This window comes from Paractinoplanes aksuensis (genome assembly GCF_024137025.1).
GTDB lineage: Bacteria > Actinomycetota > Actinomycetes > Mycobacteriales > Micromonosporaceae > Actinoplanes > Actinoplanes aksuensis.
In genome coordinates this window covers 75,078-100,246 of the sequence record NZ_JAMYJR010000032.1, presented here as the reverse complement: position 1 = coordinate 100,246, position 25,169 = coordinate 75,078, and the positions used below count along the sequence as shown (strand labels likewise).

28 protein-coding genes are annotated in these 25,169 nt (G+C 68.9%); 19 read left to right on the top strand and 9 right to left on the bottom strand.

Features of this window, described 5'->3' with window-relative positions:
- Window positions 1–32: 32 nt before the first annotated feature.
- The 4 genes from M1L60_RS29360 (at window position 33) to M1L60_RS29345 (ending at window position 2,575) form a co-directional block, all read left to right on the top strand.
- Window positions 33–863 (top strand): amidohydrolase family protein, encoded by an 831-nt coding sequence (locus tag M1L60_RS29360; protein ID WP_253240777.1) that lies wholly within the window; start codon window positions 33–35, stop codon window positions 861–863.
- A complete protein-coding gene (locus M1L60_RS29355; protein ID WP_253240776.1) occupies window positions 752–1,114 on the top strand; it encodes an amidohydrolase family protein in 363 nt (120 codons plus the stop codon). The genes M1L60_RS29360 and M1L60_RS29355 overlap by 112 nt, the downstream gene beginning before the upstream one ends.
- A gap of 247 nt (window positions 1,115–1,361) precedes the next feature.
- Window positions 1,362–1,850: a hypothetical protein gene (locus M1L60_RS29350; protein ID WP_253240775.1), complete on the top strand. Its 489-nt coding sequence runs from the start codon at window positions 1,362–1,364 to the stop codon at window positions 1,848–1,850.
- 143 nt (window positions 1,851–1,993) lie between these two features.
- Window positions 1,994–2,575 (top strand): alpha/beta fold hydrolase, encoded by a 582-nt coding sequence (locus tag M1L60_RS29345; protein ID WP_253240774.1) that lies wholly within the window; start codon window positions 1,994–1,996, stop codon window positions 2,573–2,575.
- Here the strand turns inward: M1L60_RS29345 and M1L60_RS29340 are convergent.
- Window positions 2,570–2,938, bottom strand: a complete 369-nt coding sequence (locus M1L60_RS29340; protein WP_253240773.1) for an ArsR/SmtB family transcription factor — start codon at window positions 2,936–2,938, stop codon at window positions 2,570–2,572. The genes M1L60_RS29345 and M1L60_RS29340 overlap by 6 nt on opposite strands.
- A 19-nt stretch (window positions 2,939–2,957) precedes the next feature.
- Between M1L60_RS29340 and M1L60_RS29335 the strand changes: the two genes are divergently transcribed.
- Both M1L60_RS29335 and M1L60_RS29330 read left to right on the top strand, forming a co-directional pair.
- Window positions 2,958–4,067, top strand: a complete 1,110-nt coding sequence (locus M1L60_RS29335; protein ID WP_253240772.1) for a cation diffusion facilitator family transporter — start codon at window positions 2,958–2,960, stop codon at window positions 4,065–4,067.
- On the top strand, window positions 4,068–4,523 hold the full coding sequence (locus M1L60_RS29330; RefSeq protein WP_256517386.1) for a potassium channel family protein: 456 nt from the start codon (window positions 4,068–4,070) through the stop codon (window positions 4,521–4,523).
- Here the strand turns inward: M1L60_RS29330 and M1L60_RS29325 are convergent.
- Window positions 4,520–4,927, bottom strand: coding sequence for a VOC family protein (locus M1L60_RS29325; RefSeq protein WP_253240770.1), 408 nt, complete (start codon window positions 4,925–4,927; stop codon window positions 4,520–4,522). The two genes, M1L60_RS29330 and M1L60_RS29325, sit on opposite strands and share 4 nt — an antisense overlap.
- Before the next feature lie 5 nt (window positions 4,928–4,932).
- Window positions 4,933–5,367: a helix-turn-helix domain-containing protein gene (locus M1L60_RS29320; RefSeq protein WP_253240769.1), complete on the bottom strand. Its 435-nt coding sequence runs from the start codon at window positions 5,365–5,367 to the stop codon at window positions 4,933–4,935.
- 23 nt (window positions 5,368–5,390) lie between these two features.
- Here M1L60_RS29320 and M1L60_RS29315 point away from each other — a divergent pair, with 23 nt between their 5' ends.
- Both M1L60_RS29315 and M1L60_RS29310 read left to right on the top strand, forming a co-directional pair.
- The gene (locus M1L60_RS29315; protein ID WP_253240768.1) at window positions 5,391–6,335 is read left to right on the top strand and encodes an acyltransferase domain-containing protein; all 945 of its coding nucleotides are present in this window, start codon (window positions 5,391–5,393) and stop codon (window positions 6,333–6,335) included.
- Between the two features lie 312 nt (window positions 6,336–6,647).
- Window positions 6,648–7,433 carry a CPBP family intramembrane glutamic endopeptidase gene (locus M1L60_RS29310; RefSeq protein WP_253240767.1) on the top strand — a complete coding sequence of 262 codons (786 nt, stop codon included), beginning with the start codon at window positions 6,648–6,650 and terminating at the stop codon, window positions 7,431–7,433.
- Here M1L60_RS29310 and M1L60_RS29305 read toward each other — a convergent pair whose 3' ends face one another.
- The 3 genes from M1L60_RS29305 to M1L60_RS29295 form a co-directional block, all read right to left on the bottom strand.
- Window positions 7,434–9,404, bottom strand: coding sequence for an ABC transporter permease (locus M1L60_RS29305; RefSeq protein WP_253240766.1), 1,971 nt, complete (start codon window positions 9,402–9,404; stop codon window positions 7,434–7,436). It abuts the gene before it with no gap.
- On the bottom strand, window positions 9,401–10,831 hold the full coding sequence (locus M1L60_RS29300) for an extracellular solute-binding protein (RefSeq protein WP_253240765.1): 1,431 nt from the start codon (window positions 10,829–10,831) through the stop codon (window positions 9,401–9,403). Before M1L60_RS29300 ends, M1L60_RS29305 begins: the two co-directional genes overlap by 4 nt.
- 141 nt (window positions 10,832–10,972) lie before the next feature.
- Window positions 10,973–11,740 (bottom strand): IclR family transcriptional regulator, encoded by a 768-nt coding sequence (locus M1L60_RS29295; RefSeq protein ID WP_253240764.1) that lies wholly within the window; start codon window positions 11,738–11,740, stop codon window positions 10,973–10,975.
- Between the two features lie 69 nt (window positions 11,741–11,809).
- Between M1L60_RS29295 and M1L60_RS29290 the strand changes: the two genes are divergently transcribed.
- Window positions 11,810–12,652 carry a fumarylacetoacetate hydrolase family protein gene (locus M1L60_RS29290; RefSeq protein ID WP_253240763.1) on the top strand — a complete coding sequence of 281 codons (843 nt, stop codon included), beginning with the start codon at window positions 11,810–11,812 and terminating at the stop codon, window positions 12,650–12,652.
- Here the strand turns inward: M1L60_RS29290 and M1L60_RS29285 are convergent.
- Window positions 12,636–13,514: a fructosamine kinase family protein gene (locus M1L60_RS29285; RefSeq protein ID WP_253240762.1), complete on the bottom strand. Its 879-nt coding sequence runs from the start codon at window positions 13,512–13,514 to the stop codon at window positions 12,636–12,638. The genes M1L60_RS29290 and M1L60_RS29285 overlap by 17 nt on opposite strands.
- A gap of 152 nt (window positions 13,515–13,666) precedes the next feature.
- Between M1L60_RS29285 and M1L60_RS29280 the strand changes: the two genes are divergently transcribed.
- The 9 genes from M1L60_RS29280 to M1L60_RS29240 all read left to right on the top strand — a co-directional run bounded on the left by M1L60_RS29280 (window position 13,667) and on the right by M1L60_RS29240 (window position 22,059).
- On the top strand, window positions 13,667–14,005 hold the full coding sequence (locus tag M1L60_RS29280; protein WP_253240761.1) for a hypothetical protein: 339 nt from the start codon (window positions 13,667–13,669) through the stop codon (window positions 14,003–14,005).
- 335 nt (window positions 14,006–14,340) lie between these two features.
- Window positions 14,341–15,636: an urea ABC transporter substrate-binding protein gene (gene urtA, locus M1L60_RS29275; protein WP_253240760.1), complete on the top strand. Its 1,296-nt coding sequence runs from the start codon at window positions 14,341–14,343 to the stop codon at window positions 15,634–15,636.
- A 77-nt stretch (window positions 15,637–15,713) separates the two neighbouring features.
- The gene (gene urtB / locus M1L60_RS29270) at window positions 15,714–16,598 is read left to right on the top strand and encodes an urea ABC transporter permease subunit UrtB (protein WP_253240759.1); all 885 of its coding nucleotides are present in this window, start codon (window positions 15,714–15,716) and stop codon (window positions 16,596–16,598) included.
- A complete protein-coding gene (gene urtC / locus M1L60_RS29265; RefSeq protein ID WP_253240758.1) occupies window positions 16,595–17,689 on the top strand; it encodes an urea ABC transporter permease subunit UrtC in 1,095 nt (364 codons plus the stop codon). Before urtB ends, urtC begins: the two co-directional genes overlap by 4 nt.
- On the top strand, window positions 17,686–18,465 hold the full coding sequence (gene urtD / locus M1L60_RS29260) for an urea ABC transporter ATP-binding protein UrtD (RefSeq protein ID WP_253240757.1): 780 nt from the start codon (window positions 17,686–17,688) through the stop codon (window positions 18,463–18,465). The genes urtC and urtD overlap by 4 nt, the downstream gene beginning before the upstream one ends.
- 1 nt (window position 18,466) lies before the next feature.
- On the top strand, window positions 18,467–19,150 hold the full coding sequence (locus M1L60_RS29255; protein WP_253240756.1) for an ATP-binding cassette domain-containing protein: 684 nt from the start codon (window positions 18,467–18,469) through the stop codon (window positions 19,148–19,150).
- Window positions 19,151–19,206: 56 nt separating this feature from the next.
- On the top strand, window positions 19,207–20,883 hold the full coding sequence (locus tag M1L60_RS29250; RefSeq protein WP_253240755.1) for a purine-cytosine permease family protein: 1,677 nt from the start codon (window positions 19,207–19,209) through the stop codon (window positions 20,881–20,883).
- On the top strand, window positions 20,883–21,455 hold the full coding sequence (locus tag M1L60_RS29245; RefSeq protein WP_253240754.1) for a TetR/AcrR family transcriptional regulator: 573 nt from the start codon (window positions 20,883–20,885) through the stop codon (window positions 21,453–21,455). The genes M1L60_RS29250 and M1L60_RS29245 overlap by 1 nt, the downstream gene beginning before the upstream one ends.
- Before the next feature lie 37 nt (window positions 21,456–21,492).
- Window positions 21,493–22,059, top strand: coding sequence for a TetR/AcrR family transcriptional regulator (locus M1L60_RS29240; RefSeq protein WP_253240753.1), 567 nt, complete (start codon window positions 21,493–21,495; stop codon window positions 22,057–22,059).
- Between the two features lie 130 nt (window positions 22,060–22,189).
- Here M1L60_RS29240 and M1L60_RS29235 read toward each other — a convergent pair whose 3' ends face one another.
- Together M1L60_RS29235 and M1L60_RS29230 are read right to left on the bottom strand one after the other, a co-directional pair.
- Complete coding sequence (locus tag M1L60_RS29235) at window positions 22,190–22,729, bottom strand: hypothetical protein (protein WP_253240752.1); 540 nt, start codon at window positions 22,727–22,729, stop codon at window positions 22,190–22,192.
- 339 nt (window positions 22,730–23,068) lie between these two features.
- Entirely contained in the window at window positions 23,069–24,232 is a 1,164-nt protein-coding gene (locus M1L60_RS29230; protein ID WP_253240751.1) for an amidohydrolase family protein, read from the bottom strand.
- Window positions 24,233–24,626: 394 nt separating this feature from the next.
- Here M1L60_RS29230 and M1L60_RS29225 point away from each other — a divergent pair, with 394 nt between their 5' ends.
- Window positions 24,627–25,040 carry a hypothetical protein gene (locus M1L60_RS29225; protein ID WP_253240750.1) on the top strand — a complete coding sequence of 138 codons (414 nt, stop codon included), beginning with the start codon at window positions 24,627–24,629 and terminating at the stop codon, window positions 25,038–25,040.
- Window positions 25,041–25,169 lie beyond the last annotated feature (129 nt).

The window sequence follows — 25,169 nt, the reverse complement described above, 5'->3', positions numbered from 1 at the left end:
GACGGCAGCACTGATCCGACAGGGAGAAACTCATGCGACGACGAACCCTTCTCACCGGTACGGCTTTGGGTGTGGCCGGCGCCGCGCTGGGCATCACGCGGCCGGCCGAGGCCCGGGCCGGCCTGGTCGCCGTCCTCGGTGTCACCGTGATCGACGCGGTCGGCGGCGCCCGCCGCGGCCAGACCGTGCTGGTCCGGGGCGACCGCGTGCTCGACGCGGGCCCGGCCCGGCGGGTGCCCGTGCCGCACGACGCGACGATCATCGACGGCGTCGGGAAGTTCCTGATCCCGGGCCTGGCCGACATGCACACGCACGCCGTGGGCATCGACGACACCGACCCCGAGCTGTACGTGCTCAACGGCGTCACGACCACCCGCCAGATGTCCGGCGGACCCCAGGCCCGCGCCTGGCGGCAGCAGGTCGCGAGCGGGGAGCGGCTCGGCCCGCAGTGGTCCATCGGCAGCCGGATCGTCGACGGCTCGCCGTCGCTGTGGGACGGCCTCGACGGCGACGGGTCGGTGCACGTGGCCGTCGCCAACCCCGGCCAGGCCCGGGCGGCCGTGCGGGTGGAGCAGGCCGCCGGAGCCGACTTCATCAAGACGTACACCCGGCTGACCCGCGATTCGTTCCTCGCCGTCGCCGACGAGTGCCGCCGCCTCGGCCTGCCCTTCCTCGGCCACGTGCCCGACTTCGTCGAGCTGACCGAGGCCGGCGACAGGGGTCTGCGCACCGTGGAGCACCTCTTCGGAATTTGGTACGACACGTCGTCCGAGGAGAAGAAGCTGCGCGCGGCCGTGGCCGCGGTGCCGATCGGCCCGGGCGAGTACAACGGCTGGTCGACGCCCTGGCCACCGCCACCCTGAATCCGGCCCGCTACCTGGGCCGGCGCGACGCCGGCGTGATAACCCGAGGCGCCATGGCCGACCTCGTCCTGCTCGACGCCGACCCGCTGCGGGACATCAAGAACACGACCAAGATCAACACCGTTTTCGTACGCGGTGAGCCGATCAACCCTGCCCGGCGTCACCGCATGCTGACCGAGATCGAGGCGCGCGCCCAGCAGCCGAAGTCACCGGCCACGGCCCCGGCCGCCGTCCGCGGTTGCCCCTGTTGACCGGCCCACCACATCCACGAGGTCACCGCGGCCGCCGCCGTGGTCACGGGCTGCCTCGCCACAGCGCCACTGGTCGCTGCCCATCTGGCCGGGGGCCGATCGAGCAGCGTCGCGCCCTCTACGGCCTTGTTTGGCCGGCCGCTAACAGACGGCGCTTTGGATGGCCCCGTGGGCGCAAACCCTCGCGGAGCTTCCGCGGCCAAGCTCATCCGCGATCCGCGGAGGCATCCTGCGTACGCTGAACGGCATGACCCAAGCCGGCATGTCGCGCCACCAGCGCGGCGTGTCCGGCCTGACCGCCATCCTGATGGTCCTGCTGATCCTGGCCGCCGGCGCCCTCGTCTCAGCCGGCAGCCCCCACCACCACACAGCAGACCACCACCACGGCCCAGCCCGCCCCGACCCAGCCACCGCCCACCAGAAGGCCGAGCCTGCCGCCGCAACCAGCAGCGCCCACCACACGGACAATCCCGGGCCGGTCGCCACGACAACTGGCGTTCCCTACCGCGGGGTGGGCCTCGAACTCGGCCTGCAGCCTGCGGATCACGAGCATCACCACGGCCGGGAGTGGACGCCGACCGGCAACAAGCGCCTGCGGCCGGCCACCGACACCGCGGTCGTCTGTGTCGTGCCGGTGCGGCTGGTCGACTCCGGCCGGGCCGCGCCTACGTGCCTCACGACAGTGCCGCCCGCATCATGCGAGGACCCAGCGCTGATCGAGGTTCTGCAGATCTAGAAGCCGGCCCCAGGCCCGCTTCCCAGCGTGTCGTTCCCGGCCGGGAGCGGCCCGCATCCCCTCGCGCCGAAAGCCGGGACGCCATGGATCCGCAACCGCCAAGACGCACGACACACATCACGACCAGCCCGAAAGACCTTCTGGTGTACGACCGCTGGGGCCAGTTCGGCCGCCCGGTGGTCCTGCTGCACGGCCTCCTCTTCGACCGCACCATGTGGTGGCCCGTGGGCGCCGAGCTGGCCACCCACTGCACGGTCATCGCACCCGACCTGCCCGGCCACGGCGAGTCCCCGCCCCGCGCCGACTACTCCCTCACCCGGATCGCCGAGGACCTGGCCGCTCTGGTCCACAGCCTGATGCTGCACCGCGCACCGATCATCATCGGACACGGCACCTCAGCCTGGCTGGCCACCACCTTCGCTGACAGCTACACGACCCAGGCAGTCATCACCGTCGACGAACCGGCCACCGCCACCCCGGCCGTCGACGACATCATCAGCGCGGCCGGCCTCAACGAAGTCCCGGAATCCCTACGCCCCTTCGCCCAGCCTAAACGCGACCCGGCTCTGCTCAGCGCCTACGAAAGCTGGTTCCTCCACCCGCCCCGGCGCCGCCGGTCCCCCGTCCGCCTGTCCGCAGCCGACGGCTCCAGCGCCCGCGAGGAACATTTCCACCATCTGACCGACCCAGCCCAGTTCGCCACCGAGATCCGCGCACTCCTATGACAGCCGGTGGTGGCCGGGGTGGTCCGACAGGCGGTGTTCCGCCATGTGGAGCGCCTCGGTCACCAGCCGCTGGACGTGTTCGTCGGCCAGTGAGTAGAGGGCTCGGCGACCGTCGCGGCGCATCGTCAGCAGGCCGGCCAGGCGGAGCTTGGCCAGGTGCTGCGAGACCGCGGGCCGCGCCGCGCCGACGGCCGCGGTGAGCGTGGTGACGTCGTACTCGCCGTCGAGCAGTTCGGCCGCCAACCGTAGTCGGGTGGCGTCGCCCAGCAACGACAACGTCACCGCAGCAGCCTCGATCACGCTGTCGCGGGCGGCGCGCTTCTGCAGTTCACTGGCATCTGCAACGTTGTCGCGTGCGTACATGAGCACATAATATGACGCCATGTCCGAGCACCGGCACAGACCCGGAGACCACGCCCACAGCCCGAGCGCGGGCCACGACACGGATGCGGGCCGTGGCCACGAGCACGGCGGACGCCGCAGTAGTGGGGTGTGGCACCGGGTCGGGCATGTCGTCAAGCCGCACTCGCACGACAGTGCGGACAAGGTCGATCCGGCGCTCGAGGCGTCGCGCGAGGGGCTGCGGGCGCTGTGGATCTCGCTGGCCGGGCTCGGGGTCACGGCCGCCCTGCAAGCGCTGATCGTCGTCCTGTCGGGGTCGGTCGCCCTGCTCGGGGACACCCTGCACAACGTGGCCGACGCGCTCACCGCCGTACCCCTGGGAATCGCGTTCCTGATCGGCCGGCGCGCCGCCACCCGGGCCTACACGTACGGTTTCGGCCGCGCCGAGGATCTCGCCGGGGTGGTCATCGTGCTGGTCATCGCCGGCTCCGCCGTCACGGCCGGCTGGCTCGCCGTCGAGCGCCTGTTCAACCCCCAGACCATGACCCACATGCCCTGGGTCTTCGCGGCCGGCGTCGTCGGCTTCCTCGGCAACGAGGTCGTCGCCCGATACCGCATCACCGTCGGCCGCCGTATCGGGTCGGCCGCCCTGGTCGCCGACGGCCTGCACGCGCGCACCGACGGTTACACGTCCCTCGCCGTCGTGCCGGCCGCGGGCGGCGCCTGGCTCGGCTGGGGCTGGGCCGACCCGGTGGTCGGCCTGGCCATCACCGTCGCCATCACTTTCGTGCTGAAGGACGCCGCCCGCGAGATCTACCACCGCCTGATGGACCGCGTCGACCCCGCACTGGTCGACCGGGCCGAGCGGGCGCTGCGCGCAGTCACCGGCGTGCGCGACGTCTCCGGTCTGCGGCTGCGCTGGATCGGCCACCGCCTGCACGCCGAGGCGGGGCTGGTCGTCGACTCGGGCCTGAGCCTGCTGGCCGCCCACGAGATCGCCGCCGACGCCGAGCACCAGCTGACCCATCACGTGCCCCGTCTGGCCCGGGCCACCGTGCACGTCGACCCGGCCAGTCATCCCGGCGACGACCACCACAGCACCCTGTCCCACGGTCGTCGTGACCGCCTCAAGATCGGTGGTGCGGTATAACTGCCTGATGCGCCAGGCCCGTCCGCATCCAGCGACATCGAGGCCAGCGTGCTGACCGTTCTCACCCTGAGCGAATTAAGCGTACGGGAGATCTGGGCCAAAGCGGTCTCGGCCAAGCACGGCCGCATCCTGCGGTCGGTCGGCGCCCACCACGTCATCTATCCCGAGGCCACGATGGGCGAGCGGGTGGCCCACCTGATCGCCAGCAGCATGCTCGACTTCTTCGAGTTCGACGACGGCTTCGCGATCGCCAAGACCCGCGCCCCGCGCCACGCCGCCGGTCGCACCCTGGCCGAGCTGGCGCTCCGCACGAAGCACGGGATCACGGTCGTCGGCATCAAGACCCATGGAGCCGATTTCGAGTACGCCGCTCCGGAAACAGTCGTGCCGGCCGAAGCCGAGCTGGTGGTGGCGGGCAGCACCGAGATGGTCCAACGCTTCGCCGCCACGACCTAGCGCTGCTGCAGGATCCGGATGGCGTTGCCGGACGGGTCGCGTACACCCATGTCGGTGCCGTAGAAGTGGTCGGTCGGTTCCTGGGTGAAATCGGTGACGCCGCGCGCTTTCAACGTCTCGTACAACGCCCGTACGTCATCGGTGTTGAGCACCGGACCGCCCAGCGCGCCCTTGGTGATCAGCGCGCGCAGCTGCTCGGCCGTCGCCTCGTCGTGCAGCGGCGCCCCCGGCTCCTCCAGCGAGATCTCGGTGTCGCCGCCCGGGACGCGCACGGTCAGCCAGCGGTACGAGCCCTGCTGCACGTCGTTGCCCTTCTCGAGCCCGAGCTGGTCGACGTAGAACTCCAGCGCCTCGGCCTTGTCGAGCACGTAGATGGTGGCAACGTTCAGCTTCGTGATTCCCATGACCGTCAGGCTAGTGAAACCGCGGCGGCCCCGGCTTCTCCGAAACTGCTCGATCGCGGCCGGGTCCGATCCTTCTGGACGCAGTGCGGCACCCCGACCGGTCCGTGCTCGCGGCGGTATCCCGTGGGGCTCTGCCCCACGACAGCTCGGAACGTTCGGCTGAACGTCCCGAGGCTGGTGAACCCGACGTCGGAACAGACCTCGGTGACGCTGCGCCCGGTCTCGCGCAACAGGAACATCGACCGCTCGATCCGCCGCCGCTGCAGATAGCGGTGCGGCGTCTCGCCGAACACGACCCGGAAACTCCGCCCGAAATGCGCCGGCGACATGTGCACGACCGCCGCGATGGTCCGGACGTCGAGAGGCCCGGCGTATCCGCGGTCGATGGCATCGCGGGCGCGAAGCATCCGCCGGTTGAGTTCCTCGACCTCACGCCCCACCGGGCAAGGATAGGGTCGGCGGCGTGGATCTGGGTGCGGCGGCGGCGCGGCTCGGGGTGGCCGTCGGGGATGTCGAGCGGGTGCAGCGGCTGGCCGGGGATGGGCCGTCGGCGCCGCTGCCGGACAAGGCGCGGGCCGGGGTGATTCTCGAGCGCCTGGCCGTGCGGCCCGAGGACGCGGACGAGATCCGCGCCGGGTGGCCCGACGCCGGCTCTCCGTTGTGGACCCCGGAGTTACGGTGGCTGCTCGATCGGTCGATCGCTCTCGTGCGGGCCGACCTCGGGGGCTTCGAGTGGCTGGCGCCCGGCCCCGAACTGCCCCGTGAGCGCGGGCCGGCCTGGCAGCACCTCTACTCGTACGCGTACTTGGCGCTGGTCGATGTTGTTCTCGACTTTCACCGCGAGCATGGCATCACCGAGGACGTGTCGTGGACGACGCTGGCCGATCTCGGCCGCAACCTGGCCGTCGACCGCCGGATGAACCGCGAGGGCTGGCCGGTCATGCAGGCCTGGCTGACCCTGCACGCGCGCGGCGGCCTGTACGAGCTGGGCCGGCTGCAGCACCAGCGCGGCGGCGGCGCGATCAGCCTGCACATTCCCGAGGCGGGCCCGCTGACTCCGGCCGCGGTGACGGCGTCGCTCGACGAGGCCCGAGTGTTCTTCCCACGCCACTTCCCCGACGAGCACTACACGACTTTCTCGTGCGGCTCGTGGCTGCTCGACCCGCAGCTGCGCGAATACCTGCCGGACGACTCGAACATCATCCGGTTCCAGCGGCGGTTCGAGCTGGAGCCCTACGAGCAACCGGAAGGCCTGGACCCCGACGTCGAGGTGCTGCGGTTCGGCTTCCGCTCGCTGACCACGCCGCTCGACCAGCTACCGCGACAGACCGCCCTCCAACGCGCGATCATCGACCACCTGCGGGCCGGCCGTCACTGGCAGTGGCGCCGGGGAAGCTTCGCTTTCTGAATCCGCACGAGCGCCGCGCCCAGCAGGATCGCCATCATGGCCAGGCTGATCAGGCCGATCGGGCTCGGTCCCGTGATCGGCAGGTCGCCGGGCCGGCCGACCGGCGGGCTCGGGGTGTCGCGGGCGCGGCACCGACGAGGGTCGGCGCCTCGGGCCCCACGCCTACGTCGGCCCCGACGGCCTGTTCAGCTTCACCGGCTACCCCCTGGTCCGCCGGCCCAGCCGCGCCGCCCGCAACCGCTGTCACGCCTTCGCCCGGGGTGTCAGAGGTGTGACAGGGCCGTGACTGCGGCCGCTCCGATGCTTTGTGGCATGGAAACCACAATGACCCGGCCGCATCGTCTGGTCGAGATGCTGCTGGCTGACCGTCACTCCGTGCCGCTGTCGATCGCTCTGCACCTCGTGCCCGGCGCGCTGATCGTGGCCGCCTACTTCCTGATCGGCGAGCCGCTCGTCCGCGCCATCGGCTATCCGATCTTCCTGGCCTGGGCGGTCGCCCTGGCCGTGGTGCTGTTCCCCCTGTTGGTCGGGCTGTTGTGGCTGGGCCGGGGCCGCCACGGCCGGTTCACGCTGGACGGAGTCGTCGGCTACCGCGGCCGGCCCATCCCGCGCGGCAAGGTCATCGCCATGATCGCCGGTCTTATCGTGTGGATGACGGTGGTGTCGCTGGCCCTGACCCCGCTCGACAACATCTTCTACGACACCTTCTTCACCTGGCTCCCGTTCGAGGGCGCGGGCGGCAGCGCCACCACCTATCTCGACGGCTACCCCCACTCGCAGCTCGTCGTCACCATGCTGATCAGCCTGCCGTTCACCGGATTCACGCTGCCCCTGATCGAGGAGCTCTACTTCCGCGGGCTCCTGTTGCCGCGCCTCGCCCACCTGGGCTTCGCCGCACCCGTGCTCAACACCGTGCTGTTCTCGGTCTACCACTTCTGGGCGCCGTGGACCGTCCTGTCCAAGCTGGTCTTCATGTTCCCGGCCGTGTGGCTGGTCTGGCGCAAGCACGACCTGCGGCTGTCGATCGGGATGCACCCGGGCACGGCCCTGCTCATGGCCTCGCTCGGCACCCTCGCCCTGGCTCTGGGCCTGGTGTAGTCAGCCCTTGACCGCGCCCGCGGTGAGGCCCTCGGTCAGGAAGCGCTGCCCGAACGCGTACATGACCACCACGGGGATGCTGACGAGCAGCGAGGCCGCGGCGAGCTGGCCCTGCGGCACGACATCCCCGGCGATCATGGACTGCATGCCGACGGGCAGCGTCTTGTACTCGTCCTTGGTGATGAACACGAAGGCGAACAGGAACTCGTTCCAGGCGTTGGTCAGCGTGAACAGCGCGACCGCCAGCAGCCCCGGCTTGGCCAGCGGCAGCACCACCCGGCCGAACGCCTGGAGCCGGGAGGCCCCGTCCACCATCGCGGCCTCCTCGAGGTCGACCGGGATCGAGGCGAAGTATCCGGTCAGCAACCAGGTCGCGAACGGCAGGGTGAAGGTCGGGTACGTCAGCACCAGCGACCACAGGGAGTCGGTGACCCGGAAGCTGATGAGCAGTTGATAGAGCGGGATGAACAGCAGCGCGCCGGGCATCACATAGGTCAGCAGCACTGTGACGGTGAAGCCCTGCGCTCCGCGGAACCGCAGCCGGGCCAGCGCGTATCCGGCCAGCACGGCGCAGAGCAGAGCCACCACAGTGGACGCGGCCGACACCATCAGCGTGTTCAGATACCAGCGGCCGAACGGCTGATTGGTGAACAGGGCCGTGAACTGTTCCAAGGTCCACGGTGTCGGCCACAGGTCGTCGACGCGGGCCACCACCTGGCCCTCGGTCTTGAACGCGGTGACGGCGATCCAGTACAGCGGGCCCAGGACGAACGCCAGCAACCCGGCCAGCGCGATCCCCGACCCCAGACCGGAGACCAGGGACGACGTACGCCGGCTGCCCTTCATCTGCAGGCCGGAGATCACCCGCCCGACCGCGGCCGCGAGGAGCAGGATCACGCCGAGGACCACCGCCGCCTTCCAGAAGATCTCCGGCGACGCCCACAGCAGCAGCCCGGTGAACACGGCCGTGACGATCCAGGGCAGAGCCTTGCGTACGGGGCCTGGCGGCTTCGGTGGGGCCGCGCCCCCGTCCTGGCGTAGCAGTCGCACCAGCACGAACACGAGCCCGCCGATGATCGGCAGCATGACCAGCGTGACGGCCGCCCCCGCGCCGTACTGCAATTGCAGGATCGCCTTGGAGTACGCGATGAGCACGTAGGGCGCGGTGACGTCACCCGGGCCGCCCTGCGTGAGCAGCCAGATGAGGTCGAAGTTGTTGAACGTCCAGATCGAGGACAGGGTGACCGTCACGGTGATCACGTGGCGCAGCCCGGGCAAGGTCACGTGGACGAACCGCTGCAACGCCGACGCGCCGTCGATGGTCGCCGCCTCGTACTGGTCGGTGGGAATGGCCTTCAGCCCGGCCAGGAAACAGACCGTGAAGAACGGCACGCCCTTCCACACGTTGACCAGGATCACCGACGGCATGGCCAGCCCCGGGTCGGACAGCCAGCCCGCGGGCCAGCTGTCGACCAGATGGGCCGAGGCCAGCAACGGCCCGATCCCCGAGGCGGTGAGCAGGGTGTTGACGCTGCCGAAGATCGGGTCGAGCAGCGCTCGCCAGCTGAAGGCCGTGACCACCGTCGGCACCACCCACGGCACCAGCAGCAGCCCGGTCAGCACCGCTCGCCCCCGCCGCCGGTTGTGCAGCAGCAGGGCCGCGGCCAGACCCAGAACAACCTTGAAGATCTCGGCGTACGCGGTGAAGACGAACGAATTCACCACGCCCGTACGGAACTGGTCGTCGCCGGCCAGCGCGATGTAGTTGCCCAGCCCGACAAATACGCTTTCCGAGCCGTGCCGTTCCGTGGTGCTGGTGACGATCGACCGCAGGATCGGCACCAGCACGAGCGCGCCGACCAAGATGGCGGTCGGTGCCAGGAACAGCGCCGCCAACCGCCAGTCCCGGCCCAGCCGCCGCTGGGTGGTGGTCAGGGAGCCTGTCCTCGGCGGCGGCCCGAGCGATCTCACTGCGGCAGCCCCTGCTGAGAGAAGATCTGCACCATCTTCGCGTGGGCCGCCGTCACCGCCTGTGCGGGCGCGGTGCCCTGAACGACCTGCTGCATCATGTCGGTGAGGACGTAGGCGGCGACGACGGCCTGCTGACCGGCGCTGGCCTTCTGCGGGAAGTCCAGCCCGTTCTTGGTCGACAACGGCAGCGGCTGCTGCGAGAGCTTCCGCACGATGGGGAACGCCGCGTCGCCGCTCGTGAAGTACGGATCGGCGTCCCAGACCTTCTCCCAGGCCGGCATCACCAGGCCGGGCGCCTCCTTCGAGACCCCGACCAGCGCCGGCGCGCTCACCAGGTACTGCGCCAGCAGCTTGGCCAGCGCCGGGTTCTTGGCCCCCTTGAAGACGACGAAGCCCTGGGACTGCCCGAGCAGCAGCGGCTTGTCGGTGGCGGGCCCGATGCAGTCCGAGAACACGTGGGTCTTCTCGTACACCGGGTTCTTCTTGGTCTTGGAGTCCGCGTAGACGCTGAAGCTGTTGCGGGTGTAGCCGAGGACGCCGGCCAGCCAGTTCTCGTTGTTGGTGGTGTCGGTCCAGCTGGCCACGCCGGGCGGCAGCATCGGCTTGTACTTGGGATTGGTGTAGATGTCGCCCAGGAAGGTCACCGCCTGCACGGTCTCGGGCGAGTCGAAGGTGACCTTCTTGCCGGCGTTGTCGGCGATCGCTCCGCCGTACGAGTTGATCAGCGCCTCGATCAGGCCGTTGCCGTCACCCGACCGGTTCACCGTCATGCCCCACCCGAACCGGCGTTTACCCGGGTCCGAGATCGCCAGGCACACGTCCCGCAGCTCTTCCCAGCTGTACGTATCTTTCGGGGTGATGCCCTTCTCCTGCATCCAGTCCTTGCGCAGGAACGACCCGATCCCGATGAAGTGGTAGGGAATGGCGTACCACTTGCCGTCGAAGACGCAGAAGTTCTTGGCCTCGGCGCACGGCTCGCCGTACTTGGCCGTCAGCGCCGTGACGACGTCCGTCACGTCCTCGAGGTCGCCCAGCGCGTGGAACTGCGCGATGAACCGCGAGTCGGTCATGAACGCGAGGTCACGCGCCACGCCACCTTTGACCTCGGCGTCGATCTTGGCCACCACGTCGCCGGCGTCGGCCTGGACCAGGCTGTTCTCGATCTTCGTCCCGGTCGCGTCGGCGAACTTCTTGATCGAGTTGTCGAGCGCGTCGTTGGCCGCGGTCGAGTAGAGCTTCTGCGACAGCAACCCCATCGAGGTGCCTTTGGCCGCGGCGGCGGCGTCGAGCAGTTCCTTCGGAACATCGGGCGCCACCGCGGCCGGCGAGTCGGAGGTGCCGCCGCAGGCGGCCAGACCGGCGGCGCCGGCCACCCCGACACTCAAGCCCAGAAAACCGCGCCGGGACCACAACGGGCTGTCCCCCATAGCCGTTCCCCCTTGCCATCACGTCCGACCGTGTTCGAGATTTCGAACGACGTTCGAGATATCGTCTGGAGTGGACACGACGGTAGAGACACACCACGAGGGGTGTCAATGTTTCGATCTTCTTTCGGAATGGTCCGGCTTTTAACGCCGGGCGACGTGCCCCATCCGGGCCGACAGCGTCGCCGCGCCCTCGCGGACCAGCGTGGGCCACTCCGCCTCGGCCTGCGCCGTCCAGCGGATGATCGGCGCCGAGATGCTCATCCCGGCGATGACAGCGCCGGAGTGGTCCCGCACAGCCGCGGCCACGCAGCGCATGGCGCTGTCGGACTCACCGACGTCGACCGCGACGCCCTCGGTCCGTACGGCGCCGAGGACGGCTCGCAGGCGGTCCGGATCGGTGATGCTGTCCGGCGTCATGCCCGGCAGCGGCCCTTTGCCCAGCGTCGCGTCGAGCCCGGCCCGGTCGAGACCGGCCAGCAGCACCTTGCCGACCGCCGTGCAGTGGGCCGGCAGCCGCAGCCCGACCCCCGAGACCATCCGGACGGGATGCGAGCTCTCGACCTTGACCAGGTAGACGACGTCGGCCCCGTCGAGCACGGCCACGTGAACCGCCTCGGTGCAGGCGGCGGCCACGTCGCGCGCCACGCTCTGCGCCTCGCGCACCAGGTCGAGCCGGCCGGCGAAGGCCGCGCCGAGCTGGAACACGGGCATGCCCAGCCGGTACTGCACCGGCTGACCCGGAACGGAGATCAGGTACGAGCGGGCCACCAGCGTCACCAGCAGCTCGTGAACGGTGGTGCGGGGCAGGTCCAGCCGCTCCGCCACCTCGCGGGCCGAGATCTGCGGCCGATCCAGGAAAAGCTCGAGGATGTCGAGCGCGCGTACGACCGCTGGCACCACACGGGGCATGTCTGAGTCCCTTCCCACCTCCGGACCCGTATGAATGTAACCGCGTCCCGTCGAACCTAGGATGGCCACATGCCGATCTCCCTTCACCACCTGCGCGCCGGCGACACGTCGCGCTGGGCGGTCCACCAGGACGGCCGCTGGGGTGACCTCGGCGCAGGTCTCGCCGATCTGCTCGCCCGGCCGCTCGACCAGGCCCGGGCGCTGATCGAGGCGGCCGCCCGCGCGGCTGCCGGCCCCCGGCCCGGCGACGGGACGCTGCCACCCGTCGACCAGCAGGAGGTCTGGGCGGCCGGCGTCACGTACCTGCGCAGCCGCGACGGCCGCAAAGAAGAATCCGGGCACGGCGCCCTGTACGACGACGTCTACGAGAGCGACCGCCCCGAGTTGTTCTTCAAGGCCGGCCCGGGCCGCGTCGTCGCCCTCGGCGAGCCCGTCGGCATCCGGGCCGACTCCGGTTGGGACGTCCCCGAGGCCGAGGTCGGCCTGGTGCTCAACTCGGCCCGCGAGCTGTTCGGCTACACGCTCGGCAACGACATGAGCAGCCGTTCCATCGAGGGCGAGAACCCGCTCTACCTGCCCCAGGCCAAGATGTACGACCGGGCCTGCGCCCTCGGCCCGGCGATCGTCCCGAGCTGGTCGGTCACCGCCCCGTTCGAGATCAACCTGCGCGTCGAGCGTGACGGGGAAGTCGCCTACTCCGGTAAGACCTCGACCTCGTCGATGGCCCGCAGCTTCGACGACCTGGCCGACTGGTTGTTCCGGGCCATGACGTTCCCGTCGGGCGTGGTGCTGCTGACCGGCACCGGCGTCGTCCCCGACGCCGGCTTCACCACCCGCCCCGGCGACACGATCGAGATCTCGTCACCCACCCTCGGCACCCTGACCAACCCCGTCGTCACCGTCGGCCGGTAGTCACCCGGAACGGGGCGAGGGTGGCCCGGATCAGGTCGCCCGCGCCCCAGTCGTCGTCGAACTGCGCCACCACGGCCAGGTGCTGCCGCAACTGGATGATCGGCATGCGCTCACGCCATTCCCGGTCGAGCTTCGTCAATTCCGCATAAACGGCGAAGAACCGTTGCGCCTCGGGCGGCGGCACAGTCGTCCAGACATGAGCCAAATCAACTTCGGCCCACATGTACGACACCGCGGGGTCGATCACCGCGGGCCGCCCGTCCGGAGTGGCGAGAAGGTTCTGCACCCATAGATCACCATGCGTCAAGCAGGCCGGCCGTTCCGGCAACAATGCGGGTAGCCGGTCGCACAACCGCTCCAGCGCTCGCCGGTGATCGGCGCCGAGGGCGGCTTCGACCCGCGGTTCTCCCAGCCACCGGAGCAGCCGGTGCTGCGCGAAGAAAGCGAATCCGTCGTCCGTCCAGGTGTTCACCTGGCGACGCCGGCCCAGCCAGTTGTCCCGATGCCACCCGTACCGGGAATGGGCAGTGCTCGTATGCAGACGCGCCAGCGCATGAGCGAACCGTTCCCAGAACTCCTCGGTGCTCGGCCTTTCGTCGAGCACCGACAACACGAGCAGTTCCCGATTCGCCAGAACGACCCCGGGTGTCGCCATTCCGCCGAGCTCACGCAAGGCCGTCAGCCCCTCGGCCTCGGCGCCGAAAACGTCATCGTCCGGCGTTTCGGCGAACGCTTTGACGAACACCGGCGGCCCCTCCCGCCGGGTCGCGATGCCAGCGACCGCGGCCAGCCCGCCGGACACCGGTTCCACCGAGACGACGTCACTCATTCCCGCCCGATGCAGACGCTCCAGCAAGAACACCGACAGCTCCCCCGTTCGCAGAACCTGCGCCACCCATTCTGGCCCGCGCTCACGTCCGGGGCAGCAACCGGGAGCGCGATTTGATAGCTTCCGTCGGCGCTTCGGGGGCCCTGATCAGCAGGGCAGCGCGTTGACTCATGTGGGAGAACATTGTGGGACTGCTCATCCAGCTCGTGGCCCTGCCTTTCCGCCGCCCGATCGTGGCGATCCTGATCGGACTGGCCATCCTCGGCGGTGTTCTCGCCTACGACTGGGACGGCGCGCCCACCTGCGGCGGCGCCACGATGGAACAGGGCGACGTCTGCCGGAAGATCACCGACTCGACCGGCTCCTCCGACCGGACGTACGACCAGACCAAGTCGAACCAGGAGTCGGCGCCCTACATCTGGGGTTCCCTGGGCGGAGCCCTGGTGCTGCTCGGCGCCGTGAGCTGGCCGATCCGCCGTCGTCGTGAGGCCGCCCGCAAGGCCGCGGCTACCCCCGTCGGCTGACAGACGGGTCAGCCACCCTCTCTGGTCCGCGGGCCGCAACACCGCCTTTCCGCACTACGGCGCGCAGCGTGCATGAAGCATGCTGCGCGCCGCTGCGTGTGCGGACCACGAACTCGCGCGATGTCAGAAGTGTGCCATGCGCCGCGCACCCTTCCGTCGAGTGACAGAACTTTGACACCCAGCCCTCGCGAAAGCCCGTGCATTTCCGGGGCCTGAGCAGCTTGACCTAACTCGTGGCTACAGAGTTGGAACAGTCAAGAAATGTCAGAGTAATGACACGCGGTCAGTCTGCTCTCACTAGCAGCAGCCGACCGCAAGGGACGGAGCTCCCACATATGTCCAACACCAGCAAGCGAATGCGCGCGCTCACGGCTACGGGCGCCATCGTGACGGTGGCCCTCGTGCTCGCCGGCTGTGGCGCCCGGGCCGGCGATGACGCAGCCGCCGCCGGATCGTCCGCGGCCGCCAGCTGCGTCGACACGTCCGGAGACACCGTCAAGCTCGGCTTCCTCAATTCCCTCACCGGGGGCATGGCGATCTCCGAGAAGACCGTCTCCAATGTGCTCCACATGGCCGCCGACGAGATCAACGCCGACGGCGGCATCCTCGGCAAGAAGATCGAGTACGTCCAGGAGGACGGCGCCACCGACTGGCCCACCTTCGCCGAGAAGACCGAGAAGCTGCTCACCCAGGACTGTGTCGCCGCGATCTTCGGCGGCTGGACCTCGTCCTCCCGCAAGGCCGTGAAGCCGGTCGTCGAGAAGCTCAACGGCCTCTTCTTCTACCCGGTGCAGTACGAGGGTCTCGAGTCGTCGCCGAACATCTACTACACCGGCGCGACCACCAACCAGCAGATCATCCCGGCGATGGACTTCCTCGCTGCCAAGGGGGTGAAGACGCTGTTCCTCGCGGGCAGCGACTACGTCTTCCCCCGCACCGCGAACGCGATCATCAAGCTGTACGCGGCCAAGCTCGGCATCAAGATCGTCGGCGAGGAGTACGTGCCCCTCGACAAGGACGACTGGACCAGCCAGGTGGCGAAGATCGCCGCGGCCAAGCCCGACTTCATCTTCAACACCATCAACGGCTCGTCGAACGTCGGCTTCATCAAGGCGTACTACGACGCCGGCCTCACTCCCGCCAAGACGCCCATCATCTCGGTGTCGATCGCCGAGGAGGAGGCGCCGGCCATGGGCCACGAGGTCACCGGCAACTTCGCGTCCTGGAACTACTTCCAGTCGCTCGAGACCGACACGAACCCGGAGTTCATCAAGAGCTGGAAGGCCTACCCCAACAGCAGCGGCGTCACGTCCGACCCGATGGAGGCCGCCTACATCTCGATGTACCTGTACAAGGCCCTCGTCGAGGCGGCCGGCTCGTTCGACGTCGACGCGGTGAACGCCGCGGCCAAGGCGAAGCCCATCACGTTCGACGCGCCGGAGGGCAAGGTCACGCTCGACGGGGAGAACCACCACATCTCCAAGCCGGGCCACATCGGACGGATCAACGCCGACAACCAGTTCGACATCGTCTGGGCCTCCGACAAATTCATCGAGCCCGACCCGTACCTCGAGGGCTACGACTGGTTCCCGGCGGACATCCGCAAGCAGCTCACGGACGCGGCGGGCTGATCATCCCCGGGGTCGCGTGTCCTCGACGGCACGCGACCCCTCCCCCTCGGCAGACACGCTAGAGAGAGCGAACGCACGTGGACGCACTGATCGCACCACTGCTGAACGGCAGCGCCCAAGGCGCGCTGCTCCTGCTCGCCGCGCTGGGCCTCTCGCTGACCTTCGGCCAGATGGGCGTGATCAACATGGCCCACGGCGAGTTCCTCATGATCGGCGCCTTCGCCGCCTACCTCGTCCAGCAGGTCATCACGGCCAGCAACCTGTCGATCCCGGTCGCGCTGCCGGTCGCGTTCGTGGTCGCCGGCCTGTTCGGCCTCGTGCTCGAGGTCACCATCATCCGCCGGATGTATCGCCGCCCCCTCGACACCCTGCTGGTCACCGTCGGCGTCGGCCTGATCCTGCAGCAGGCGGCCCTGCAGATCTTCCCGTCCCAGGGCGTACCGGTGGAGAAACCCCGCTGGCTCGACGGGCAGCTCACCGTCCTCGGCTACAACTGGCCGCTGCGGCAGCTGTTCACCATCCTGCTCGCGACCGCTTGCGTCGCCGCGCTGTCGGCCTGGCTGAAGTACACCTCGTTCGGCCGCCGCATCCGGGCGACCGTGCACAACCGGGACCTCGCCGAGACCTCGGGCATCTCGACCCGCACCATCGACCGTCTCACCTTCTTCGTCGGGTCGGGTCTGGCCGGGGTGGCCGGCGTGGCCGCGTCGCTCATCGGCGGCACGAACTCCCAGATGGGCGCGCAGTACATCATCCCGGCCTTCCTCGTCGTCGCCGCCGGTGGCATCGGCCAGCTCAAGGGCACCATCGTCGCCGCCTGGGCGGTGGGTGTCGCCCTCGCGTTCTTCGCCTACTGGACGACCGGCAGCCTGGCGCAGGTGCTCGCCTTCATCCTCGTGATCGTCTTCCTGCAGGTGCGCCCGCAGGGCCTGTTCACGGTGCGAACCAGGAGTCTGGCATGACCAAGAAACCTTGGATCTCCCTCAGCGGCATCGGACTGTTCGCCGTCCTGCTCCTCACGGTCGCTCCCCTCGTGCTCTCCGACCACTGGCTCAACAACCTCGGCAAGTACTGCTGCTGGGCCATCGCCGCCGTCGGCATCGGCCTGGCCTGGGGCCGGGGCGGGATGCTGGTGATGGGGCAGGGCGTGTTCTTCGCCCTCGGCGCCTACGCGATGGCCATGCACCTGACCCTGGAGACCGCCGGTGACCGGGTCCCCGGGTTCATGGTGCTCTACGATCCGCTCGCGCCACTCCCGATGTTCTGGGAGCCGTTCCGCAGCGCGGGATTCACCCTGGCGGCGATCGTGCTGCTTCCGGTGGTCGTGGCCGGCATCCTCGGCTACGCGCTGTTCAAGCGCCGCGTGAAGGGCGCCTACTTCGCGATCCTGACCCAGGCGCTCGCCGTCGCGCTGGCCACCCTGATCAGCTCCACCATCCGCGAGACCGGCGGCGACACCGGGCTCAGCGACTTCAAGTACTTCTTCGGCTTCGTACTGAACGACCCGGCAAACCGGCTGATGGTGTACCTCATCGTGGCCGCGCTGCTCATCGTGTGTCTGCTCGTGGTGTGGCAGTTCTACCGCAGCCGCTTCGGTGAGCTCCTCATCGCCACCCGCGATGCCGAGGAGCGGGTGCGCTTCCTCGGCTACGACCCGGCCAACGTCAAGCTCGTCGCCTTCGTCGTCTCCGCGCTGATGGCCAGCATCGGCGGAGCGATGTTCGTGCCCATCGTGGGCATCATCACCCCGGCCGAGATCGGCGCCGCTGCCTCGATCCTCATGATCGCGGGCGTCGCCCTGGGTGGTCGCGCATCGCTCTTCGGTCCCGCGCTCGGCGCGATCGCGGTCGGCTGGGGCCAGTCGAGCCTCGGCTCGACCTGGCCCGACGGCTGGACGTACATCCTCGGTCTGCTGTTCATCGTCGTCATCCTCTTCCTGCCCAACGGGCTGTCGTCGCTGCCGGCCCGGTTCATGAGGCGGGCCCGCCCGAAACCGCCCGAACCACCCGCCCCGGCAATCGCGGCGGTAGAGCTCGAAGAGGTGCGGTCATGACCGACGCTTCACTCGTCGTCACCGACCTCCGCGTCGAGTTCTCGGGTTTCGTCGCGGTCGGCGGCGTCTCCTTCGACGCGCATCCCGGCGAGGTCCGGTTCCTCATCGGCCCCAACGGCGCCGGCAAGACGACCTGCATCGACGCCATCACGGGGCTGACCAAGGGCACCGGGTCGGCCCGGCTCGGCGAGAAAGAGCTGCTGGGCAAGCAGGTACACAAGATCGTCCGCCTCGGGGTCGGCCGCACGTTCCAGACCGCGAGCGTCTTCGACGAGCTCACCGTGCTGCAGAACCTCGACATCGCCGCCGGGCTCCACCGCCCGTCAATCTCGCTGCTGCGGGCCCGGCGGGGCGTCGACCCGTCGATCGAGCGTGCGTTGGAAGAGACCGGCCTCACCGGTGAGCTGGCCACGCCGGCCGGCATCTTGTCGCACGGCCAGAAGCAGTGGCTGGAGATCGCGATGCTGCTCGTGCAGGACGCGAAGGTGCTGCTGCTCGACGAGCCCGTCGCCGGCATGAGCCAGGACGAGCGCACGGCGACCGGCGAGCTTCTGCAGCGCATCGCGGCCAAGCGGATCGTGCTCGTGGTCGAGCACGACATGGACTTCATGCGCCGCTTCGCCACCCGGGTCACCGTGCTGCACCAGGGCCAGGTGCTCTCGCAGGGCACGGTGGCCGAGGTGCAGGCCGATCCGAAGGTGCAGGAGGTCTACCTCGGCACCGCGGGCGCCGCCACGACGGCCGCCATGGCAGTCGTACTCGAAAAGGGGGACTGACGTGCTCGAGCTCACCGACATCGAGGCCGGCTACGGGCGTACGCAGGTGCTGCACCGCGTGACCGTGCCGACCGGCAAGGTGGTGGCCGTGCTCGGCCACAACGGCGCCGGCAAGACGACCCTGCTGCGACTCGCGATCGGCCTGATCAAGCCGACGAGGGGTCGCGTGGTGTTCGACGGCGAGGACATCTCGTCGCTCGCCCCCAACAAGCGGGTTGCTCGCGGCCTGGCCTACGTGCCGCAGGGCCAGCAGGCGTTCGGCCAGCTCACAACGCTGGAAAATCTGCAGCTGGTCGCCGACGGACGTCGGCGCGGCAAGGCCCTCATCGACGCCCAGCTGTCCCGCTTCCCCGCCCTGGAGAAGTTCGCCGGCCGGAAGGCGGGCCTGCTCTCGGGCGGGCAGCGCCAGCAGCTCGCGATCGCCCGGGCCCTCATCACCGAGCCCAAGCTGCTCATCCTGGACGAGCCGACCGAGGGCATCCAGCCCACGATCGTCGCCGAGATCGAGCACACCATCATGCAGCTGGCCGACGAAGGCATCAACGTGCTGCTCGTCGAGCAGCACATCGGCTTCGCCCTCGAGGCCGCCGAGCGCTATGTCGTGCTCGCCTCGGGCTTCGTCACGCATACCGGCGAGGGCGGTCTGGCCGCCGCTTCCACCGTGCGGGCCGCCATGGCGATCTGAGCCGCTGTGACCCACATCCGCAACGCCGTCGTAACACCGGACAGCGACTATGCCCTGTGTCGACGGACAACGCGCGTGCGGCCGCGGAGGACAGTCTCGAGGACTACGCCTTCCGCTATGTGCCGCGCACCTTCCGGCGCTGGAGCGCGGCCTCGGTCGGCGCGACCGCCCTCGGGTCCATCGCGTTCCTCGCCGACTTCTCGATCGGCGCGAGCATCGGCATCGACCACGGCACCGACAACGCCGTGCTCGGCATCCTGTTCGCGTCGGTCATCATCCTCGTCGTGGGCGTCCCCGTCGCCTACTACGCCGCCCGCTACAACCTCGACCTCGACCTCATCGCCCGGGGCTCGGGATTCGGCTACTACGGCTCGATGATCACGACAGTGATCTTCGCGGGCTTCACCTGCATCTTCTTCGCCCTGGAGGGCGCCATCATGGCGCAAGGGCTGCAGGTGGCGACGGACCTGCCGTTGTGGCTCGGCTACCTCATCTCGACCGTCGTCGTGATCCCGATCGTCATCTACGGCATGCGGGCGTTGGAGCGCCTGCACTTCTGGACCACTCCCCTGTGGCTCGCCCTCGCCCTGCTGCCGCTGCTGTGGATCCTCGTCTCCGACCCCGAGGCGGTGCGCGCCTTCACGTCGTTCACCGGCAACTCCGACGGCTCGGTCAGCTTCGGCGCCGTCGTCTCGAGTGCGGCCGTGTGCTTCGCCCTCACCCCGCAGCTGGCCGAGCAGATCGACTATCTGCGGGCCATGCCGCCGCGCACGCCGGCCAACGCCCGCTCGTGGTGGACGTCGTTCGTGTTCTCCGGCCCGGGCTGGGTCATCTTCAGCGGTACCAAACAGGTGATCGGGGTGTTTCTCGCCGTCTACCTGCTCGTGAAGGTCGAGCCCGCCCTCGGGTACCGCGCGACCGAACCGGTCAAGCAGTTCGTCGGGATGTACCAGACCCTCATCCCCGACTGGCTCGCGATCATCCTCGCCGTCGTGCTCATCGTGGTGGCCCAGGTGAAGATCAACGTCACGAACGCGTACTCGGGCTCCCTCGCTTGGTCGAACGTCTTCACCCGGGTGGCCAAGCACTACCCCGGCCGTACGATATTTGTCCTGTTCAACCTCGTCATCGCCTACGTGCTCATGATGTTGGACGTCTTCACCCTCATCACGTTCGTGCTGAGCCTGTACGCGAACGTCGTCATGGCGTGGCTCGTGACGATCGCCACCGACATCGCGATCAACAAGTGGGTGCTTCGCATCTCGCCGCGCTACCCCGAGTTCCGGCGCGGCATGCTGCACGACTGGAACCCGGTGGGCCTCGTGTCGGTGGGGCTCGCCTCGGTGCTGTCGCTGCTCGCGTTCGCCGGGCTGCTCGGCGCCGCGCTCGAGCCGTTCTCGGTGCTCATCGCGATCGGCGTCGCGATCGTCACCACACCGGTCATGGCCGTCGCCACGCGGGGCCGCTACTACTTGCGCCGCCGCTCCGACGGCATCGACTCTCCCCGGTTCGACGCCGACGGCAACCCCTCGGGCGAGCGGCTGCGCTGCCATGTCACCGGCTATACGTTCGAACGGCCGGATATGCTGGCCTCGGCCGAGCGAGGGCCGCAGGGCCAGGTGCAGTACGTCTCGTCGCTGGCGCTCTCGCTCGACGATTCCGATCGCTATGTGCTCCCGCCGGAAGTCACCGGGCCCCCGCGCTGGGCGAACGCCCGACAGAGGGGGACGTGATGGAGGAGCCGGTCGACACCGCGACCGCGATTCTCGCGAGCGCCTCGGTGCTGCTGCGCGAGAGCATGTTCGACGACATCTCCTATCGTGCCCTCGCCGACGAGGTCGGCATCTCCGAGCGCACGATCTACCGCCAGTACCCCACGCGTGCGCACCTGCTGGCCGCGCTCTCGAACTGGATCGAGCAGACCCGCTTCCCGCTGCCGCCGTTCGTGACCGTGTCCGACTTCCGCGCCGCCGTGCACGAGCGCTTCCGGGCCTTCGACGCCTTGCCCGCGTACGCCTACGTCGGCGCCCGGGCGTCCGCGGTCTCGCCGACGCTCGACACCGAGCCGGCCTACATCACCCGGGCGATCGAGGCGATGCTCGACGTGGCGGCTCCGACGCTCAACCGGCGGGACCGGCGGCGGGTCGCGGCCTCCCTGCGCTACTTCTCGTCGGCGATGTTCTGGTCGCGCCTGCGCACAGGCTTCGACCTGGATGCCGACGAGATCTGCGACGCGTTCGACCGCGCCGTCGACACCGTGCTGGCCAGGCTGCCCTCCAGTTCCGCGACGCGGGCAGAGCCGTGACCGCGCTGCCCTCCGCTTCCATGACGCTGGCAGAGCCGTGACCGGGCCGGAGCTGAGCGGCACGCAAGCGGCGATCCTCGCCGCCTACGCCGAGCTGATCGAGGAGGTCGGCAGCGACGACGTGTCGTACCGGGTCATCGCCCGCCGAGCCGGCATCGCCGAGCGCACGGTGTTCCGCAACTACCCCACGCGCGTCGACCTGCTGCTGGCGACCGCGGCGTGGATCGAGGCGACGCTGTTCGCCCGCGAGAAGTCGCATTCGATCTTCGACATCCCCCTGGCGATCCGCGACGCGATGCACCGGTACGACGAACGACCGGAACTCGCCCACGTCGTCGCCGAAACGGCAATGCGCGGCGTGAGCGGCGCGGCGCCGTCGCCCGGCCGGGCTCACCTCGAACAGCTGCTGGACGCCGAGGTGCCCTCCCTCGACGCGGCGCAGCGCCGGGCGATCATCGCGGCGCTGTCCCACCTCGACTCCGCCGGCACCTGGGTGACGTTCCGCCGCGAGTTCGGCCTGGACCGCCGAGACATCGCCGACGCCGCCGCCTGGGCGGCGGAAGCGGTGCTGGACAGTATCCGCAACCGCGTGGCCCCGACGTGATGGCCAACGCCGATGGCTGGGCCGTCGCCCACTTCGCCGGCTCATGACGAGTCGGCGACGCCTGCCCCGAGTGAACCGCTTCGGCTACGTATGGGTTGCGCCGGCGCTCGTCCTGGTGGCCGCGACGAGCTCAACGGGCTACCGGGTCGGCCCAGGCTGCCCGTAGGAGGCCGACCAGGCCGACGTTCGCGGAGTGCCGGGCCGCCGACAGGAGCGCCTCGGCGGTCCGCGCGTCATTGGCGAGAGCCGTGGCGGTAGCGGCCGCCCGCCGAGCCTCTTCCTCAGCCCGTGCCGCGTCGGCCGCGGCCTGCTCGTAGCTTCGCCGGGCCGCACGCACCCGCAACTCCCACCCGAGCGGCACCGCGCCGGGGCTCGGCGTGGATTCCGCCGTCACCTGCGCGTGCCGCCAGACCCGGTTGAGTTCGTCGACCGACAGTTGTCCACGCTGGTATGCATCCAGAGCCGCGCGCTGCACGAGCTGATGACTCTGGCCGGCCGCTTCGGCCTGCTTGAGAACCTGCTCGTGGCGCTGCCCCGCGATGTCGCGGGTCGTGGCCGCCCACAGGGCCCGGTCCTGGGCCTGGTCGGCCTCGTCCAGCGCCCGCTGCGCGGCCGCCGTGGCCAACTCGGCCTCGGCGGCCACCACGTCCACCTCGTCGGTGATGAACACGGAGCCGCCGTGCCCCGCCGGTCTGTCGGCGGAATCACGTTGACGGTGGGCCGCAATCCCCAGCAGCACCACAGCCAGTAACAGGGTGGCCTGAATCGAGCTGAAGACGATCAAGGCAAGTGCCGACACTGTCATCCCTCTTCGCCGCCCAGCACGATCACGCCCCGCTCGATCTCTCTCACGGCGCTTGACCCACCATGCCCCATCGGGCGGCGAGGAACACCTCGGACGGCTACGTCGGACGGAGGCCCCGGCCACAGCACGTAACGCTACGAGCCGGTCACCGACCTTCGGCAGGTCGACCGGAATCTTGGGAGAATCGCTACTGACGCCGACGCATCACTTCACGGGCATTTTCATTCTGAAGAGTTTCTCGGCATTTCGGAACGCAATCTTCTCCTTGTCCTCCCGGGGCAGATCGACTCCGCGGAACCAGTCGGTCTGCGCCTTGATGTCCGCGAACGGGTAGTCGGTCGCGAACATCACCCGATCCACACTCACGTGCTTCAGCAGAAGATCGAGCAGCTCGGTCTGGGGGAATGCGCTGGTCGTGAACCAGAAGTTGTCCTGGAAGTATCGCCCGAAAGGCTTCTTGAGCGAACTTTCGGTCGGCTCACCCATGTCGTTGATGATCCGCTCGTAGTAGAAGGGAAGACCTTCGCCCATGTGACCGATGATGATCTTCAGTTCGGGGAATCGGTCGAAAACCCCGTACGTGATCATCCGGATGCACTGAGTCAGAACCTCCTGGTGCCAGCCATATCCAGACCCGCTGAAAATGTAGGGCTGGAATTCTTTTGTGTACTGAGACCGGGTGGTGCTGTAGAGAATCTTGAAGATCTCGTCCGCCGGATAGCCGGGATGCAGATAGATCGGCACATCGAGAGCAACGGCACGGGCCAGCACAGGCTCGAAATCGGGATGGTCGAGATACTTCTTCGTGATGTGCCCGTTGGTCAGCGCACCCAGGAAGCCATCTTCCCGCACCGAGCGCTCCAGTTCGTCCGCCGCCGCCTCCGGGCTCTGCAGGGGCAAAGTGGCGAAAGCCTTGAAGCGACCCGGATATTTGGCGATCGGCCCGTCCACCAGTTGCCGGTTGAGACGATAGGCAAGGTCGATGCCCCTTTTCCCGGGGACATTTTGCACGGACGGCGTATGAGCAGAGAGGATTTGAACGTCGAGTCCCCCCGCGTCCATATCGCCGATGCGGCGCCGGCCCAGATCCGCGAGACCAATTTCCTTGAGGAACGCGATGTGATCCTCATTGATGGAGTTCAGCTTCAACAACGTAGGAGTCGAAAATGTCTCCTCCGTGCCGATGAAGGGCAGGTCCCGGTCTCGCTGGTAAATCTCCGCGGTCTTGCCCGCGTTCTGCTCCGGAGCCTGGTCCGGAGCCTTCTTGTTGTCGCTCGCGGCCGAGGCAACGGCATGCGAGGACACCCCGGCGCCGATACCGAGTGCCGTGGCGGCGGCCAGGAAACTGCGGCGTCCCATGGGCTTCATTTCAGTCTCTCTCCCTGCCGATGGATTACCTCGCTTGTCTGACGCCGACTTCGTACCCAGCGAATCTGAGACGATCATTAATGCGCTGCTCAGGCCGCTTGTCCGAACCGGTGCCCAGCGCACGCGTCAGCGTGGGGGACACCTACGCCTGGCCGATACGAACCCCGGTCGGCGCCGTCCAACCACGAGGTCAAGGCCTCCGCAGCCCGGCGGTCAGCCCAACCGAGCCGCCACGGGCTACCGGATCACAGGGTGTAAGCCGAACGGTGGCCAGCCAGCGGCGGCGCACCGGCACGCACAAGATCAGTTCCACGGTGAACAGCAGCACCGGCGGCAGCCACGCCGTGATGGTCCGGCTGATCGGATCATCACGGCGCGCAGCACGTTGGCCACCGTGGAGGCGATCACACCCAACGCCAACGCCGCTCCCACAACCCATCGAATACGGCGGTGCTGCCCCAGTACATCCGAACGCCGTTTCCGGACGGGCTGCGCTCTCCTACCCTTCACCGGGGCGGATCCGCTCGAGAGGCTGTGCGACAAACATCTGGGTGCGCGCCTGCGCGTCATCGTTGCGTTCGAGTCGCAGGAGACCGCGTGGCTTCTCCTGGTGGCCGATCACGATGACACCGACCCCGATTTCAACATCTACGCCGAGCTGTACCGCCTGGTCGGTCACGAGCCGGAGCCATCGGAGAAGCGGACCAAACCGCCGTGTTGCGACGAGGAAGGCGCTGCTCCCGCTTTCGGCCGCGCCGCCGAGGACCTCGCGCTGAAGGCGACGGAGTTACGAAGAACCCGCCGATAGCAACGCGCCGAACAGCCGGCCGAAGGCCGCAAGCCCGACGCAGCGCCACCAGCCCGCCGAGCGCGCCCACCGTAACGTGGGGTTTCCGGGGGTCGCCCCCGGAGCAGGAATAGTGGGCCGAACGTTGCA